This window comes from Reinekea blandensis MED297 (genome assembly GCF_000153185.1).
In the GTDB taxonomy this organism is placed as follows: domain Bacteria; phylum Pseudomonadota; class Gammaproteobacteria; order Pseudomonadales; family Natronospirillaceae; genus Reinekea; species Reinekea blandensis.
In genome coordinates this window covers 139,671-154,857 of the sequence record NZ_CH724154.1, presented here as the reverse complement: position 1 = coordinate 154,857, position 15,187 = coordinate 139,671, and the positions used below count along the sequence as shown (strand labels likewise).

Annotated in this window: 18 protein-coding genes; 10 read left to right on the top strand and 8 right to left on the bottom strand. The window is 54.0% G+C overall.

The window, feature by feature from the left end; genetic code table 11:
* Positions 1-3: 3 nt before the first annotated feature.
* The 3 genes from MED297_RS18285 to fes form a co-directional block, all read right to left on the bottom strand.
* Entirely contained in the window at positions 4-903 is a 900-nt protein-coding gene (locus MED297_RS18285) for a siderophore ABC transporter substrate-binding protein (protein ID WP_008047592.1), read from the bottom strand.
* Between the two features lie 36 nt (positions 904-939).
* Entirely contained in the window at positions 940-1,743 is an 804-nt protein-coding gene (locus MED297_RS18280; protein WP_008047591.1) for a siderophore-interacting protein, read from the bottom strand.
* A 63-nt stretch (positions 1,744-1,806) separates the two neighbouring features.
* A complete protein-coding gene (gene fes / locus MED297_RS18275) occupies positions 1,807-2,895 on the bottom strand; it encodes an enterochelin esterase (RefSeq protein ID WP_008047590.1) in 1,089 nt (362 codons plus the stop codon).
* A 188-nt stretch (positions 2,896-3,083) separates the two neighbouring features.
* On the opposite strand from fes, the gene MED297_RS18270 reads away from it, so the two are divergent.
* The 7 genes from MED297_RS18270 (at position 3,084) to MED297_RS18240 (ending at position 7,777) form a co-directional block, all read left to right on the top strand.
* A complete protein-coding gene (locus tag MED297_RS18270; protein ID WP_008047589.1) occupies positions 3,084-3,509 on the top strand; it encodes a hypothetical protein in 426 nt (141 codons plus the stop codon).
* Between the two features lie 50 nt (positions 3,510-3,559).
* Positions 3,560-4,000, top strand: coding sequence for a GFA family protein (locus MED297_RS18265; protein ID WP_008047588.1), 441 nt, complete (start codon positions 3,560-3,562; stop codon positions 3,998-4,000).
* Complete coding sequence (locus MED297_RS18260; RefSeq protein ID WP_008047586.1) at positions 3,997-4,857, top strand: fructosamine kinase family protein; 861 nt, start codon at positions 3,997-3,999, stop codon at positions 4,855-4,857. Before MED297_RS18265 ends, MED297_RS18260 begins: the two co-directional genes overlap by 4 nt.
* A complete protein-coding gene (locus MED297_RS18255; protein ID WP_008047584.1) occupies positions 4,847-5,830 on the top strand; it encodes a phosphotransferase in 984 nt (327 codons plus the stop codon). The genes MED297_RS18260 and MED297_RS18255 overlap by 11 nt, the downstream gene beginning before the upstream one ends.
* Complete coding sequence (locus MED297_RS18250) at positions 5,827-6,714, top strand: inositol monophosphatase family protein (protein ID WP_008047582.1); 888 nt, start codon at positions 5,827-5,829, stop codon at positions 6,712-6,714. Before MED297_RS18255 ends, MED297_RS18250 begins: the two co-directional genes overlap by 4 nt.
* A 251-nt stretch (positions 6,715-6,965) precedes the next feature.
* Positions 6,966-7,244 carry a hypothetical protein gene (locus MED297_RS18245; protein WP_008047580.1) on the top strand — a complete coding sequence of 93 codons (279 nt, stop codon included), beginning with the start codon at positions 6,966-6,968 and terminating at the stop codon, positions 7,242-7,244.
* Positions 7,241-7,777, top strand: a complete 537-nt coding sequence (locus MED297_RS18240; protein ID WP_008047579.1) for an LOG family protein — start codon at positions 7,241-7,243, stop codon at positions 7,775-7,777. The genes MED297_RS18245 and MED297_RS18240 overlap by 4 nt, the downstream gene beginning before the upstream one ends.
* Positions 7,778-7,816: 39 nt before the next feature.
* Here the strand turns inward: MED297_RS18240 and MED297_RS18235 are convergent, their stop codons facing one another.
* Together MED297_RS18235 and MED297_RS18230 are read right to left on the bottom strand one after the other, a co-directional pair.
* Positions 7,817-8,380, bottom strand: a complete 564-nt coding sequence (locus MED297_RS18235) for a DUF4145 domain-containing protein (protein ID WP_008047577.1) — start codon at positions 8,378-8,380, stop codon at positions 7,817-7,819.
* 247 nt (positions 8,381-8,627) lie between these two features.
* Complete coding sequence (locus tag MED297_RS18230; RefSeq protein ID WP_008047576.1) at positions 8,628-9,527, bottom strand: hydrogen peroxide-inducible genes activator; 900 nt, start codon at positions 9,525-9,527, stop codon at positions 8,628-8,630.
* A 164-nt stretch (positions 9,528-9,691) separates the two neighbouring features.
* On the opposite strand from MED297_RS18230, the gene ahpC reads away from it, so the two are divergent.
* Together ahpC and ahpF are read left to right on the top strand one after the other, a co-directional pair.
* Positions 9,692-10,249 carry an alkyl hydroperoxide reductase subunit C gene (gene ahpC / locus MED297_RS18225; protein ID WP_473965379.1) on the top strand — a complete coding sequence of 186 codons (558 nt, stop codon included), beginning with the start codon at positions 9,692-9,694 and terminating at the stop codon, positions 10,247-10,249.
* A gap of 152 nt (positions 10,250-10,401) precedes the next feature.
* Complete coding sequence (gene ahpF, locus MED297_RS18220; protein WP_008047571.1) at positions 10,402-11,955, top strand: alkyl hydroperoxide reductase subunit F; 1,554 nt, start codon at positions 10,402-10,404, stop codon at positions 11,953-11,955.
* A gap of 67 nt (positions 11,956-12,022) precedes the next feature.
* Here the strand turns inward: ahpF and MED297_RS18215 are convergent, their stop codons facing one another.
* Positions 12,023-13,243 (bottom strand): DUF418 domain-containing protein, encoded by a 1,221-nt coding sequence (locus MED297_RS18215; RefSeq protein ID WP_008047569.1) that lies wholly within the window; start codon positions 13,241-13,243, stop codon positions 12,023-12,025.
* A 127-nt stretch (positions 13,244-13,370) separates the two neighbouring features.
* Here MED297_RS18215 and MED297_RS18210 point away from each other — a divergent pair, with 127 nt between their 5' ends.
* Positions 13,371-13,730: a MaoP family protein gene (locus MED297_RS18210; RefSeq protein WP_008047567.1), complete on the top strand. Its 360-nt coding sequence runs from the start codon at positions 13,371-13,373 to the stop codon at positions 13,728-13,730.
* Between the two features lie 20 nt (positions 13,731-13,750).
* On the opposite strand, the gene MED297_RS18205 is transcribed toward MED297_RS18210, so the two are convergent.
* Together MED297_RS18205 and rimK are read right to left on the bottom strand one after the other, a co-directional pair.
* The gene (locus tag MED297_RS18205) at positions 13,751-14,194 is read right to left on the bottom strand and encodes an ATP-dependent zinc protease family protein (protein WP_008047565.1); all 444 of its coding nucleotides are present in this window, start codon (positions 14,192-14,194) and stop codon (positions 13,751-13,753) included.
* Positions 14,194-15,099 (bottom strand): 30S ribosomal protein S6--L-glutamate ligase, encoded by a 906-nt coding sequence (gene rimK, locus MED297_RS18200; RefSeq protein WP_008047563.1) that lies wholly within the window; start codon positions 15,097-15,099, stop codon positions 14,194-14,196. Before rimK ends, MED297_RS18205 begins: the two co-directional genes overlap by 1 nt.
* Between the last annotated feature and the right edge of the window lie 88 nt (positions 15,100-15,187).

The following is a 15,187-nucleotide window of genomic DNA, read 5'->3' as shown; positions in this document are numbered from 1 at the left end:
CGGTTATTGAACAAGCGCATCGCGCACTTCGGTCACGGCCGTATCAACCGCGGTCAAACCGAACGCCACCATGTACCAGGCGACACCATCGACATAAACGATACGGTCGTTCTGTGCCGCAGGCATGGAGTTAATGATGTCGTTATCGAGCAGCGCTTTTGCCGCACCGCTGGACTGGCCAATGGCAGCATCGCGATCCAGAACAAACAACCAATCCGGGTTTACATCTTTCAGGAACTCAAAGGAAATCGGCTCGCCGTGAGTCGCCGCTTCAACATCCTGTACGGCTGGCTGCACACCCAGTTCATCATAGAACCAACCGAAGCGAGACCCCGGACCGTAGGCTGAAATTTTACCGCCGGAGGTCAGAATAAACAGCGCGTTACCGGCATCAGCGGCGGCCACATTCACGTCAGAGACTTTCGCACGGATGGCGTCCAGATGTTCTTCCGCTTCGGCTTCTTTACCAACGACGGCTGCCAGTTCTGTGGTCATGGAGTAGAACTGATCCAGAAAGTCGGCACCCCAGACGGAAGCATCAAAGGTTGGCGCAAACTCGTCAAACTGATCTTTGAATTTGGCGCTGCGCGGACCGAGAACAATCAGGTCAGGTTCAAGCGAAGCCGTGGTTTCGACATCCGGTTCAAAAAAGCTGCCAACATCGGTGTAATCGTCGCCTTTAAATTTCGACAGGTAACCCAGCGCGTGCGGCTTCGTTACGCCGGTGACCTTTACACCGAGCGTATCGAAGGTATCCAGAGGCGCCAGATCAAAGGTGACAATGGTGTTGGGCGTACCGTCGATGGTGACGGTGCCTTGAGCATCAGTAAATGTATCGGCAAGGGTGCTGCCTGCGACGGTCAGCGTGGCCGTTGCCAGCAGGGTTTTCAATGCAGCGTTCATGATGAGTCTCCTGTTAAGTCTGTTATTCGTTTTATGTCAGTTGTCCATCACGGCATGTCGTTCAGCGTGATAGGTTTCTTCGTTCATGGTGTGCCGCCAATACGGCACTGCATAAAGCTGTGGTTTCGTAAAGCCCAATCGGCGTGCTTCGGTACGCAAGGCCACCACCGCATTGTGTTCACCGGCGAGGGTCAGGCTGGTCTGTTCCGGTGGCAGGTTTTGCAGGCGCGTTTGTATCGGCGTGAGAAAATCCGGACCGGACGGATGCCCGGAGAAAACACAGGTCAACTGAGTGTCGGCGGCCGGGAAGTAATGACGGCGAATGTCGTCTTCAGAGACACCGTGGGGTAAGTCCAGATAAATCGTCAGGCTGTCCGGGTTGTGAATCTCATTGGCGACGGCTGACAGCGCCGGAGTTGCCGACAGGTCACCCACAAGAAGAAAGTGTTGTGCCTTAGGGTGATACAGGGTGATCGGACCAGGCCCTGCAAAACCGAGCGTATCGCCCGGCTGTGCCTGGCGTGCAAAGTCGGCCGCCGGGCCGGGCGCATCATGCAGAACAAAGTCGACGGCGAGCTCATTCAGGGTCCGGTCATAACCGGCAATGGAGTAGGTTCGGGCGATGGGTTTCAGCTCGGCGGCAGGCCATTGAATCTTACCGTTGGCGTCTCGTTCGGGCAGTACCAGTTGCGACTGTTGTTTAGTTTTAAAGAACAGCTTGATGTGCAACCCGGCGTTGTCCTCCGGGATTCTCTGCAGGCCTTCGCCGGTGAGCACCAGGCGTTTTAAAGCGGTGCTCATGGTTTGGCTGCGAACGACTGTCAGTGTGAGCGGGCCCATGCCAGTTCCTATCGGTCAGAATGGCAGGGATTTTATGGGAGTAATTCTTATTTGTAAATGATATTAATTATCATTCTCTTGATTCGTATCAGCCGGACCGTCAGTCAGGGACCAGATCAGTCCATCCAGCAACGACAGGAACCAACTGGCTCGGTCGTGACCACCAACCACATGGCGTAAGGTAAACGGGACCTGCTGCGCGTCCAGCACCCGAGCCATGGCTTGTGAAAATACCGGCATATTACCTTCTAACGTACCGGCGGTGAGATGAATGGACGTAGGTTTCCGTTGCCGAACGGTTTGCAGCGCCGTATCGACGGTAAAGTCGGTCAGGTGATCGTCCATGGCCGCTTGTCGGTCGGGGTACCAGAACGAGCCCGACTGGCTGATGGCCTTGCGCACGGTATCGCCGAAGTGCAACGCTGCATAAACGGCGGACAAGCCGCCAAAGCTTTGGCCGGCGACCACCACCTCTTCGGGTGATGCACCCAAGGTCTCCTGCATGGCCGGCAGAAGCTCCTGAATCACGGCCTGCCAGAAGCGCGGGTTGTTGGGCAGTTCTCCGCTTCGGCTTTCCAGATTACGCCGGCTGATAAACAGGTATTTGGCGGGCGGTAGGGTACCGGTTTGTGTCATCTGCAGCAGTGTCGGGGCGATTGGCAGGTTTTTTACCCAGTCTTCACCGTCCAGCAGGATGACCCACGGCACCGGTTGTTGATCATCCGAGGGTTGGGTGTTCAGCCACCAGACGGCACGCTCATTGTTCAGCATCTGGCTGCGCCAGGTCTGAACCGGCAGTGACAGAACGCTGAAATCAATGTCCGCCAGTTGGCCTTCAGGGTCAAAAACGGAGGCGCTTCCGCCCCAGGCATTGCCTAAGACCGGACCTCGGTTAGCCGGGTCCGCCACAGCTATGGGCGACAGGTAACGCCAACGTTCGCGACTGCTCGCAAAGGTCGGCAGCGAATCGGTGATGGGCATGAACGCGTATGAACCGATAAAGCCGGTTGGGATCTCCACGTCGATGAACCAGCGTCCTGACAGATCGCGTTGCATTTCTGTCAGTTGTTCGGCGTGATGATTGGTGATGCCGTTGATGTCGATAAATACTCGGTGGGCATCGGCGGCGAAGGTAAAACGCGTGGTTGGCATGGCTGAGTCTCTGATAGCAGGAGCGAAACCATAGCGCACCCTGATCTTTAATGTAAATGATAATTGTTATCGGTTTTCGGTGGCGTCGCTTCTGCATACAGGTGGCGACTTTCCCGTGCAGGTGACAGCGCCCGGAAATGTCCTATGATGTGAGGATGACCTGTTATTGAGGTGTTGTTTGAATCGTCATGGCTGACCGAAAACCTGAGTCTTCATCTGCGTGGCTGATTGTTTCCGTGCTGTTTGTTATCGCTGTGATGGGCCTTTACGTGTTGAGTGAGTTCACCGGTTACTCGGTGCTCGCTCCCTTTCGCAGTGACCAACTGGAGGGTGCCGATCGTGCCGAAGGCAGTCTCCAACCTGCCGTTGAAGCCTGTAAACGCAGCGCCCGCGCCCAAATCGGCAGTGCCTTGCTGGACTCGCGAATGGATTCCATGTCGACCCGGTATCTGGCGGATACTCAGGAATACTTCGTGATTCTGGATCTCACCATTGAAGGGCAGGAGCGCACAGCGTACTACTACGAATGCAATGTCATGGCGGTGTCACAGCAGGTCGTCCGGACGCGGGTCACCGGTCCGCCGGGAACCTTTGAACAGATCGGCATTGAATAAGCCTGATCATCGTCCGACAATGTCCGTTCATTTCGATTTTGGACTATTTTATGCACCACGGAAGCTGCCTATGCGGCGATGTCCGTTACGAGTTTGAGCATATCGAAGGCGATTATGTCATCTGCCATTGCCGTTCCTGTCGCAAAGCCAGCGGTTCGATCGGCGGTATAAACGTCGCGGTCGCACGTGACGACTTCCTTGTTGATGATCCGAATCAACGGCTAACAACTTACGAGTCTTCGCCGGGAAAGCGGCGCTATTTCTGTAGCCGTTGTGGCAGCCCGCTGTTCACTCAGGTTGGCCAAGGTGGCGATTACGTCCGTGTCCGTCTGGGTTCACTCGACACCGATGTGACGCAACAACCGGCCGCTCACATTTTTATGTCGCACCGGGCACCGTGGGATGAACCCGATGCGCATTATCCACAATGGGATGAATGGCCCGATTTTAACCAGGTGGATATTCGCGGCGCGACCCGATCCAAATCATGACTGCGCTCATTCAGCAATTATTACAGCAGTGTCAGTTAGCCGGGGAAGAAAGGCTGACGGCCACGCCCTGTCATGGTGGGCAGATTAATCAGGCCTATCGCGTTGAAGGCTCAGGGCCGTCGCTGTTTGTGAAACTTCAACGAACCGATGACGCTGATTTTTTTACAGAAGAAGCCCGCGCACTGACGGAGTTGTCGGAAGTGGGTGGACTGTCGACACCGAAGGTTTTAGCTCAGTCGGCCGTTGGCGACGTTCAGGCCCTGGTTCTGACCTGGTGTGATCTGAGTGGCTTGCCAGCTGCCGGTTTTTTTATGGCGGGACAGCAATTGGCACGATGCCATCAGGTTACTCAAACGTCCTGTGGCTGGTATGCGGACAACCTGTTAGGGACAACCGTTCAGCCCAATGACTGGCAAAGCAACTGGGGTGATTTTTTCATAGAGCAGCGACTGACCCCCTTGATTCATCAGTTGGACGAACCGGCATTAACGAGACGGCTCCCGGATTTGACCGCCTTTCATGATTGTTTTCGAGAATATCAACCCGCTGCATCGTTGCTGCATGGTGACCTATGGAGTGGCAATCTGGCCGGAGACAAACAGGGGCGACCGGTGTTTTTTGACCCGGCCAGTTACTATGGCGATCGGGAGACTGATTTGGCTTTGACAGAGTTGTTTGGAGGTTTCCCGGCTGAGTTTTATCAGGGCTACGAGGCGGTCTGGCCTTTAGACGCCGGTTACCCGCGTCGACGACCCTGGTATCAGCTTTATCATATCCTGAACCATGCGCTGATATTCGGGGGCGCGTATCTGTCCGATGCGCAGCATCGATTAGAAAGGGTGCTACATGACAACTGACGACACCTTAGGTGGCCTGTTGGCGTCGCTTGGCACAGTCGTAAGCGTCGAGCCAATGCAAACCTTGTGGGGTGGGTACGGGGAATTATCCCGGGTGTTTTTAGACGGGAATGGTCCGCAAACCGTTGTGGTAAAACAGGTCGCCTTTCCATTGCCGGCGGCGGCTCATCCCCGCGGTTGGCAGTCTGATTTTTCTCATCAGCGAAAACTGACGTCCTATCAGGTAGAAACAGCCTGGTACCAACATTATGCGCCACGGGTCTCGAGCGACTGTTATTGTCCGCAGCCTTTGGCGGTACAGCAGAATGAGAACCGGCTCGATCTGGTCTTGGAAGATCTCAGTCCGCATTTTCCGGTGGTTCCTGAACAGATCGAGCTGGTCCAGGTGCGCGTTTGTTTGCATTGGCTCGCTCATTTTCATGCGCGTTTTCTGTCGGTTGAACCGGAAAACCTCTGGCCAACTGGAACCTACTGGCATCTGGACACCCGGCCGGATGAGTATGCGGCCATGCCCGGCAGTCCACTCAAACGGTCGGCTCAGGCCATTGATAGTGCCCTGCGTCAGACGGCTTATCAGACGCTGGTGCACGGCGATGCAAAGTTGGCAAATTTCTGTTTCAGCGAAGACGGCCAACGCGTTGCGGCCGTCGATTTTCAGTACGTCGGACGCGGATGCGGTATGAAAGACGTGGTCTATTTCATGACCAGTTGCCTGAGCGAAGCGCAATGTTTTGCTCACGCGGAGGATTTGTTGAATGTTTATTTTGCGGTGCTGGCGGATGCGTTATCTGATCGCTTGACGCAAACTGAGCGATTGCAACTGGAAAACGACTGGCGCGCACTGTATCCCCTCGCCTGGGCTGACTTTCAGCGGTTTCTGTCCGGTTGGAGTCCAACGCATTGGAAGCTGAATGGTTATATGGCTGAACAGACTGCACAGGCTTTGCATTATCTACACAGGAGTCCCGAATGACGTCGTTTTCTTCGTTGGCGATTGATCACTGTCGGCAGGCTTTGGAAGCGGCGCTTAATGCGGCCGAACAACAGTTTGTTCAGGTTGATCGACAGGCCCTGACGATTCACCGTAAACGCGGTGGAGAATCAGAAGCGTCGCAGGTGGTGACCGACCTCGACATTGCCATTGAAAAATCCATCTACCAAGCCTTACAGCCGGTCAGCGATGAACTGTCCCTGGCCTGGCTTGGTGAAGAAAGCAGCGACAGCCTTGAAGACGAGTCGCACCATTCTCGCTTAACCGCGTCGGCGTTCTGGTGCGTTGACCCACTCGACGGCACCTTGTCGTTTATTGAAGACGGGCAGGGATACTCCGTTGCTATTGCCCTGGTCGCTCAGGACGGTACACCCTTACTCGGTGGTGTTTTACATCCGCCGAGCGGACAGCGCTGGTTGTCCTGGCGCCTGTCCGCGCCGACTCCTGCGGTGACTGTCAAAGAAACGCTGACCTTTTTTACCGACACCGGCTTTTTTAAGCAGCCCGCCTTTGCGCCATTTATGCAGCAACTGACCGGTTTTGCCCGCCAGTTGGGGTACTCGAATGTGCAAATGGTGTCTGACCGGGGCGCTGTCATGAATGCCGTCGGTGTACTGCAATCGTCGCATGCCTTTTATCTGAAACTGCCAAAAGCGAATCGCGGTGGCGGTGCATTGTGGGACTTTGCCGCATCGGCCGGACTGTTCGCCGCCACAGGTAAACCCTGCTCGGATGCTTTTGGACGACCGTTGCCCTTAAACAGCGCAGAATCGTTGTACCTGAACCGCACGGGGGTTGTGTTTGCCAGCGATCCGGCATTGCATTCAGCCTTACTTGAGTTTATTGCGCCTTGGTTGAGCGTCTGAGTTCTAAGGTCTGCATTCAAACCTATTCTGGGTGTGGCTCGATTTTGATGGTTTCGTTTCAGGCTCGCCCGAAGGGTGGTGCGGCATCCCGACTTTCAGAAAAAGTGCCTGTCGTTGTTCCGGTTTTTGCAAAGGTCCAGACATTCGCTGCTAACCGCGCCTAGACAGTCACTTTTTCTGAAAAGCCATAGCACCATCAGGCTTATTAGAGGTACCCTGAAGTAAGGCTTCGTTCTGATCAAAGACAACTCATGAAATCATTACTCACCAAAGTTTGCTGGCCCATTTTACGGTTTTTTGAATCCGATACGGCGCCGGACAATTATCAGAAGTCGCATCGCATGGCTTTGCTGTTTCTCAGTGTGGTGTTTATCGGCCTCTCACTCGGTTCGGCCTGGGTGGCATTGAGCATTGGAAGTTTGGGTGCGTTGGTTCCCGTGGTGTTCTTTTTCCTTCTGGGTTTTGTTGCCCTGGTTATCGCAACGCTGGGTTCCGATGCGGCGGTTGCTAAAATCTGGGGCACCAAATGAGGGTCGCGGTGTTTTGTGGCTCGAAACTGGGTCACGATCCGGCCTTTGCCGAGTCGACGACCAAGCTCGGTCAGGCCCTTACCGATGCCGGCCATTCCATTGTGTACGGCGGTGGGCAGGTCGGTTTAATGGGCGTCATCGCTGATGCAGTTCTGGCTGGAGGTCAGGAGGTCATCGGTGTGATCCCAACGCAGTTGTCACATCAGGAAGTGGCTCATACCGGCTTGACGCGGCTCGAAGACGTGTCAGATATGCATGCCCGTAAGGCTCGCATGGCAGAACTGGCCGATGCGTTCGTCGCGTTGCCCGGCGGTGCGGGCACCTTAGACGAAATTTTTGAAGCCTGGACCTGGGCGCAGCTCGGCCATCATCAGAAGCCTGTCGCCTTTTACAATGTTCAAGGCTACTACGATCCTATGTTTGAGATGATTCAAAACATGCAGCGTTCCGGATTTCTCTGGGAGGACCATGCGGATTTACTGATACAGGATGATTGCCCGGTTCGCCTTGTCAGTCGTCTCAGCGCAAGCTAATAAGCGCTTTATGAATCAGCCCGGTGTGCCGTTTTTCCGCTAAGGTGCCATCTTTACGGTTGAGCTTCCGGCTGCAGTAATCAATGAGTCGATTACACGAAAGCACAGTTCCACGTACTGAATCGCATCGGCCGTGCTCACAGTGAAATCTTCCGCATGGGCGGCTTTGTTGCGCAGTCGTCGAAGTTCATGAAACAACTTGATTTGTTTCGTGCTCAGCAGGTTCTCGTCCATCAGAGCATCGGCGATGTCTTTAAAACGCGTGTCATCAGAAATGTCATCGTCGGCGTCGTGCAGTTGGAGTAAGGCGAGTGCGGCTTGATCGACCTCGCGCCAGGCATCCCGGATGGTCGTACTGGGAAAATGGACCGCGCGAGCCAAGAGCTGAGCTTTGATATCCTGTTGCTGAATAGGAAAGGCTTGTTGGGCAACCTGTTGAACGGTTTGTATGTCTTCGCTGAATTCGATTTCCAGATCTTTGTATTTTAACTTGTTGGCGTGACTCAAGCGTTCCAGCAGTGGTTGGCGGAACAGAAACAGACCGGTGAGAACGATCACCGGCCAGATCAGAACATCCAGAAAATTCAGTGCGGTTTCAGCCATGCGGTGGCCCCCATGCAATGTGAAAACCGCAGTTTACCGTACAGTGGTTGTTCGGTCAGTCTTTTGTGGTTGTCTGCGGTGACGTGGGTTTGCAGACTCGGTCACCGTAGTAGTCATTGCTGTAATTGCAGCGGGTTTCGGTTGTATGTGTCATCTCAGCGCTCCTTTGGGTTGATTTGGACTTGCTGATAACGATGCGCTTACCACATTGATGCTGCAATCAAATAAATCCGAACATCAGCTTCGGCTATTCCGAAGCAGACAGTGCCTCACAGAAAATGCCTTTCAATCGTTCAATGTCTTCAATGCCGGCGTAGTTTGGCCGAATGATGAAGGCGATCTTCCGATGCGGACCGGGTTCATCCAGATGCATGGCTTTCAGTTCCGGGTTATTGGGGATGAAGCTGTTCAACGCCATCTTCGGCACCAGCGTTGTGCCCATTTTGCCGGCAACCATTTGTACCAGCGTAAACAGGCTGGTACCGGCGACACCTTTATCCTGAGTCGGTCGGGGCATGTTACAGACGGACAGTGCATGATCGGTCAGGCAGTGACCTTCATCGAGCAACAGCAATGAGGTGTCCTGCAAGGTGGCCTTGTCGATGTTGTCGACCCGGGCCAGCGGTAAGTCCTGATGACAGATGGCATAGAAGTCTTCTTCCCAGAACGGGAAGGTCAGCAAGCCTTCGGTATCGTACGGCAAGGCGATGATGGCGGTATCCAGTACGCCGCGTCGGACTTTGTCGACGAGATCGGCCGACTGGCTCTCGACCAGCGACAGCTCAAAATCGGGGTATTGGCGTCGCAAAGCGGGCAATACCTGAGGTAACAAGTAAGGTCCGATGGTTGGAATGACGCCCAGCTTCATCGGTTGACTTAAGGGTTCGGAACGGCTTTTGGCTAACTGCTCGATGTCCTGTACCTGGTTAATCACATCCTGCGCCCGAGCCAGAATCTGCTCCCCCAGTGGTGTGATCAGGACTTTTTTGTTGTCCCGCTCAAAAATCTGCACCCCCAACTGGCTTTCCAACTCGGCGATGGCCGAACTCAGTGTGGACTGCGAGACATAGCAGCGTTCAGCCGCCTGCTTGAAATGGCGCGTGTGCTGTACGGCCAAGGCGTAGTTCAGCTGTTTCAGCGAAATCATTACCGGCTCCGAGAGGTCAATGTGTGCAAATCGTACAATCGATTTTTTCGAATATAAAGATCTTTTTAACCTGATTTAAAGAATGACGAGCATGCCTTATCTTTGTCACCAGAGCTGAACGACACAGCAACTAACTGAAACCAAAGAGGAAAACCATCATGACCATGATCAACAAAACCATCCCAGAATTCTCAGTAGAAGCGTTCCACAATGGTGAGTTCAAAACGATCACCAGCGAAGACGTGAAAGGCAAGTGGTCAATCTTCCTGTTCTACCCTGCGGACTTCACGTTCGTCTGCCCAACCGAACTGGAAGACATGCAGAAAATCTACGGTGAGCTGAAAGATCTGGGTGTTGAAGTGTACTCAGTATCAACGGACTCTCACTTTGTACACGCGGCATGGCACGAGCACAGCACTGCGATCAATACACTGGAATACCCAATGCTGGCAGACCCTACAGGCGCCGTGACTCGTGGTTTCGGCATCATGATTGAAGACGCTGGTCAAGCATTGCGTGGTACGTTCCTGGCCAACCCTGATGGCGTGATCAAAGTTGAGGAAGTTCACGATCTGGGCATCGGCCGTAGCGCGAAAGACATGCTGCGTAAAGTGAAAGCGGCCCAGTATGTTCAGAACCACGACGGCGAAGTATGCCCAGCCGCTTGGGAAGAAGGTGAAGCGACTCTGACTCCAAGCCTGGACCTCGTCGGTAAGATCTAAACGATCTTAAATGGCAACTCGACCGGACTCCCCTTATCCGGTCGGACCCTGAGTGATCCGGTCGACGTCATTCCCGACCTGATCGTTTCGCCACCGCTGCGGCGGTGGCTATTTTTACCCCAAATTTTTAACAGTTTTCATAGGACGACTCCATGTTAACGAACGATTTATTGAACGCACTGAAAGGCTATACGGCGAATCTGACTCGTTCCGTTAGCCTGGTGTTGAACACCGGTGAGCACAGCAAGCGTGACGAACTGAAAAAGTTCTTGCAGGACTTTACGTCCGTCTCAGACAAGTTAACGTTTGAAGAGCGTGAATTGCCGCAGCTGCGCAGCCCGATTACCTTTCAGGTGGAAGCCGATGGCCAACCGACTGGCATTGTCTTTTCCGGCATCCCGGGTGGGCACGAGTTTAACTCACTGGTATTGGCAGTATTGTATGCCGACTCCGAACCGCAAAAGCTGGACGACCAGATTAAAAACCTGGTGAAGGCCGTTGATGCGCCACTGAACTTCGAAGTCTTTGTCAGCTTGTCCTGTCACAACTGTCCGGACGTGGTGCAAACACTGAATCAGTTTGCCGTGATGAACGACAACATCACCACCGAGATGATCGACGGCGGTTTGTACAAAGACGAAATTGAAGCTCGCAACATCCAGGGTGTACCGAGCGTGTACCTGAACGGCGAGCCGTTTGCCAATGGCAAAATCAGCACCGCGCAGATTATTGACAAACTGCTGGAGAAACACCCGGAACTGGCCGGGGCTCAAGCTCCGACTGAGTCTTTGCCGTTGCAGGATTCTGTCGTGATCGGTGGTGGTCCTGCGGGTATCGCGGCCGCTATCTATCTGGCGCGTAAAGGCCTGGCGGTAACGATTGTAGCCGACCGTTTTGGTGGTCAGGTACAGGACACCATGGGCATCGAAAACCTGATCGGGACATCGAAAACCACCGGTCCGGAACTGTCTGCGAACATGGCGCAGCACCTTGATGACTATACCGTCACTAAACGCGAACATCTGCGCGTGGATCGCATTGAAAAAGGTGCGACTAAAAAGGTGGTGTTGTCTTCCGGCGAAGAGATCGAAACCAAAACCGTCATTGTGGCGACTGGTGCCAACTGGCGTGAACTGGGTGTGCCTGGTGAGCGCGAGAACGTCGGCCAGGGCGTGGCCTACTGCCCGCACTGCGATGGTCCGTTCTTCAAAGGAAAAGACGTGGCCGTGATCGGTGGTGGTAACTCCGGTATCGAGGCCGCGCTGGATCTTGCTGGTATTGTGAAGTCAGTGAAGGTGTTTGAGTTTATGCCAGAACTGAAAGCGGATCAGGTACTGGTTGAGCAGGCTCAGACCCGCAGTAATATCGAGATTCTGAAAAATGTCGCGACCAAAGAAATCGTGGCAGACAACGGCAAGGTCGTTGGCATTGAGTATCAGGATCGGGCGACAGAAGCCATGAACCGGGCCGAGTTGAGTGGTGTGTTCGTTCAGATCGGTTTGGTACCGAACAGTGCATTCCTCGATGGCACTGTTGAGCGCACGTCTTACGGTGAAGTGATCATCAACGAGAAGTGTGAAACCAGTGAAGAAGGAATCTATGCCGCGGGCGATGTCACCACGGTACCTTACAAGCAGATTGTCATAGCGATGGGTGAAGGCTCAAAAGCGGCCTTAAGTGCCTACGATTATCTGCTCAAGCAATAACACAGGCGGGTTTAAACCGCTGGAGAGAGTAAAACGGAGCGCACAGCGCTCCGTTTTTTTGATTGTGTTATGAACGGTTAGCGAGTGGCTGCCAGTAGGTCAGCCGACGCCACATCCATTCCAATGGGCCATAGCGATAACGAGCCAGCCACCATTTAGAACCAAACCATTGTAAGAGCCAGACCAGCACGACGATGGGGACCAGTTGCCAGCGCGTCAGTTGCCCAAACAGCGATAAGCCGAAGCCGTAAAAAATCGAGGTACAGATCAGTGATTGCGCAATGTAGTTGGTAAACGCCATGCGACCGATTCGGCTCAGCCCTCGGCGCAACCGCCGAACGCGGTCGAGCTGAACCAGTAAGACCATCAGGTGGACGTAACCGAGTGCCACCAGAGCACTGCCAAGATAGTTGAATTGACTGCCGCCCAGCATGGACGATTCTGCCGTCCAGCCATGTACGTGATTGTAAACCAGTCCGGTGATGACCAGGCTAAATCCACCGAGCAAAAACACCGTTGTGCGCTGTGTCAGTTGCCGGTTGGTCAGTTGGCCACTGAACAACCCTTCGCGATAGAGCGCCATGCCCGCCAGCATGAGCCCGCCGGCCTGCCAGAAAATCAGTACCAGCAGGCCATAGGTTTCCATCATGGTGGCCATTGAGGTGCGGAAGGCAAACTGTTGTTGCCAGGTGCCGCGCATGTCATCGATTTCAGCCTGCATAATAGCCATTGCCGGCTGCCAATCGCGCGCCAGGTCCATCCACTCGTCCTCACCCATATAAGGGACGGACAGCTGAATAAGCAGAATGAACACAAATGCGACGCTGAACAGACTGATTCCCAGCACCCAGAGTGACCGGATAGGAAGGGTTCGTGCCCGATACAACAGCAAGCCACAAATGGCGTAAGGGAACAGGACATCTCCCCACCAGATCAGATGGGCATGAACCAAGCCAAACAGAGCCAGCCAACCCATACGCCGAATGTGGACCGGGAACGCGCGGACCCCGCGTGCTTCCAGTCGCTCACAAAACAGGGCAATACCAGCACCGAAGAGTAAAGCGAACATGGACATGAACTTTGCATCAACGAGAATGTGTCCCAGCGTCCAAACCCATTCATTCAGCCCACTGAAGCTTCCCCAGGCCTGAGGGTTAGAGTAAGCGGCCAGTGGCAATGCAAAAGACTGGATGTTCATGACCAGGATGCCCAACAGGGCGAGGCCACGAATGACGTCCATCGATTCCAGTCGGTGAGTCCCCATCGTCGGGGCGGGTTTGGTTTCCATTCAGGCTGACTCCTTGTGCCCTTAAATTGATAAATTTTTTTTACCGTAATGATAAATTTTTTAAGGTTTACGCTGGTTTTGCGCTAATGATAATGCGGAACTGTTATCAACACATCGGTGAGACGATATGGCTCAGGATTCTTTTCAGTCCGCTAAGCAGTTTCGTGACAGTAAGCACTTTCCCTATGGCTTTGGCCGAAGCGGCGTTTTTACCACGCGTCAGGCTATGTTACTGGAGAAACACGGACAGGCCTATGACGATTTAGCGTCGGGTCTGAGAACGCCCCAAACCGCAGAGGAAAGCCAGTTTCTGGAGTTCTGCCAGGGGCAGCGAACGGCACAGAACGATCATGAAAAAATCTGGTTACAGTACCGTCAGCACATTGGCCGGAAGACCAGCTACCTGTCGATGGAAGCCGGTCGCGGTAAGTCACAGCCGGCGATGGCCGATTACAGTGATGACGACAGCTGGGACGACATCAGCTGATCGTGAATAGGGCGCCGGGTTTACTCGGCGTCGTCACTGCCTTCACTGACCAGAAACGTCGCCGACGGGTCGACCAGCAGTCGGTCGCCCATGCCTTGCCGTCCGAGCAGCATCAGGTATGTCATGTCGCTGCGATTGCTCAGCGATAACTCAATGGTCCATTGCTGATCTCCGAGCTGTAATGTGGTGTCGATAATGTATCGCTCTTCGACACTGCCATTCGAGCTTTTAATCCGGCGAATGTCTTTGACCGGTGCCGAGCACGACGCGACCGAGTCGACGTTGTGAATGTTCGGGTGAATGTTAAACCGCACATGCGGTTTTCCCTTTTTCTTGAAGCGCTGAATGCCATCGACGTGCAGAGACGACGTTTTAGCGCCGGTATCCACACGGATGTGCATTTGCTCAATGCTCAGGTCGGGCAAATGCCCACACTCAATGGCGCCTATGATCAGCTTTTCCATCAGCCTTTGCCTCGTGTCCCGGTTTTATAAGGTTTGGCGTTTTCTTCAATGAATTTGTAGATCAAGCCGGCAACATCTTTGTTGGTTGCTTGTTCAATACCTTCCAGACCCGGCGACGAGTTAACTTCCATAACCACCGGACCGTTGTTGGATTGCAGAATGTCCACACCGCAGACATTTAAGCCCATCACCTTGGCGGCTTTGACGGCCGTCGCCCGTTCTTCTTTGCTGAGCCTGACCAGTGTTGCCTGACCACCCCGGTGCAGATTGGAGCGAAACTCGCCTTCCGCGCCCTGGCGTTTCATGGCGGCCACGACTTTGCCGCCAACGACAAAACAACGCAGGTCGGCACCACCGGCTTCTTTGATGTATTCCTGGACCAGAATGTCGGCTTTCAGGCCCATAAAGGCTTCAATGATGCTTTCTGCGGCTTTCGCGGTATCTGCGAGCACGACACCGATACCCTGGGTACCTTCAAGCAGTTTAATGACGACAGGTGCGCCACCGACATTGCGGATCAGGTCTTTAATGTTGTCGGGCTTGTTGGCGAAACCGGTCCGCGGCAATCCGACGTCTTTGCGGCTGAGCAACTGTAAAGACCGCAGCTTATCGCGTGATCGGCTGATGGCGACGGACTCATTGACACAAAAGGTGCCCATCATTTCAAACTGACGCACGACCGAGCCACCATAAAAGGTAATGGAAGCTCCAATGCGGGGAATGACCGCATCGTAGTAGGGGAGTTCATGGCCGTGATAACGGACGGCCGGTCGGGCACGTGTGATGTCCATGTAGCAGTGCAGGGTGTCAATGACATCGACCTCATGTCCGCGAGCTTCTCCGGCTTCTTTCAGTCGGCGTGTGGAATACAGGTTTTCATTACGGGACAGCACAGCGATGCGCATGCAGGGATCCTCCTCAGATCAGCCAGGTCCTAAAAAGCCGAGCAGTGTGTTCGGGTGAAGGGCCGACGTCGAATGAATTGTGTTTGTG

Coding starts and splice junctions, on each gene's coding strand:
- MED297_RS18280 (WP_008047591.1), bottom strand. CDS start 1,743: ATGGGCCCGCTCACACTGACAGTCGTTCGCAGCCAAACCATGAGCACC.
- MED297_RS18250 (WP_008047582.1), top strand. CDS start 5,827: ATGACGTCGTTTTCTTCGTTGGCGATTGATCACTGTCGGCAGGCTTTG.
- MED297_RS18215 (WP_008047569.1), bottom strand. CDS start 13,243: ATGGAAACCAAACCCGCCCCGACGATGGGGACTCACCGACTGGAATCG.
- ahpF (WP_008047571.1), top strand. CDS start 10,402: ATGTTAACGAACGATTTATTGAACGCACTGAAAGGCTATACGGCGAAT.
- MED297_RS18235 (WP_008047577.1), bottom strand. CDS start 8,380: ATGGCTGAAACCGCACTGAATTTTCTGGATGTTCTGATCTGGCCGGTG.
- MED297_RS18210 (WP_008047567.1), top strand. CDS start 13,371: ATGGCTCAGGATTCTTTTCAGTCCGCTAAGCAGTTTCGTGACAGTAAG.
- MED297_RS18265 (WP_008047588.1), top strand. CDS start 3,560: ATGCACCACGGAAGCTGCCTATGCGGCGATGTCCGTTACGAGTTTGAG.
- ahpC (WP_473965379.1), top strand. CDS start 9,692: ATGATCAACAAAACCATCCCAGAATTCTCAGTAGAAGCGTTCCACAAT.
- MED297_RS18245 (WP_008047580.1), top strand. CDS start 6,966: ATGAAATCATTACTCACCAAAGTTTGCTGGCCCATTTTACGGTTTTTT.
- rimK (WP_008047563.1), bottom strand. CDS start 15,099: ATGCGCATCGCTGTGCTGTCCCGTAATGAAAACCTGTATTCCACACGC.
- MED297_RS18240 (WP_008047579.1), top strand. CDS start 7,241: ATGAGGGTCGCGGTGTTTTGTGGCTCGAAACTGGGTCACGATCCGGCC.
- MED297_RS18260 (WP_008047586.1), top strand. CDS start 3,997: ATGACTGCGCTCATTCAGCAATTATTACAGCAGTGTCAGTTAGCCGGG.
- MED297_RS18285 (WP_008047592.1), bottom strand. CDS start 903: ATGAACGCTGCATTGAAAACCCTGCTGGCAACGGCCACGCTGACCGTC.
- fes (WP_008047590.1), bottom strand. CDS start 2,895: ATGCCAACCACGCGTTTTACCTTCGCCGCCGATGCCCACCGAGTATTT.
- MED297_RS18230 (WP_008047576.1), bottom strand. CDS start 9,527: ATGATTTCGCTGAAACAGCTGAACTACGCCTTGGCCGTACAGCACACG.
- MED297_RS18255 (WP_008047584.1), top strand. CDS start 4,847: ATGACAACTGACGACACCTTAGGTGGCCTGTTGGCGTCGCTTGGCACA.
- MED297_RS18205 (WP_008047565.1), bottom strand. CDS start 14,194: ATGGAAAAGCTGATCATAGGCGCCATTGAGTGTGGGCATTTGCCCGAC.
- MED297_RS18270 (WP_008047589.1), top strand. CDS start 3,084: ATGGCTGACCGAAAACCTGAGTCTTCATCTGCGTGGCTGATTGTTTCC.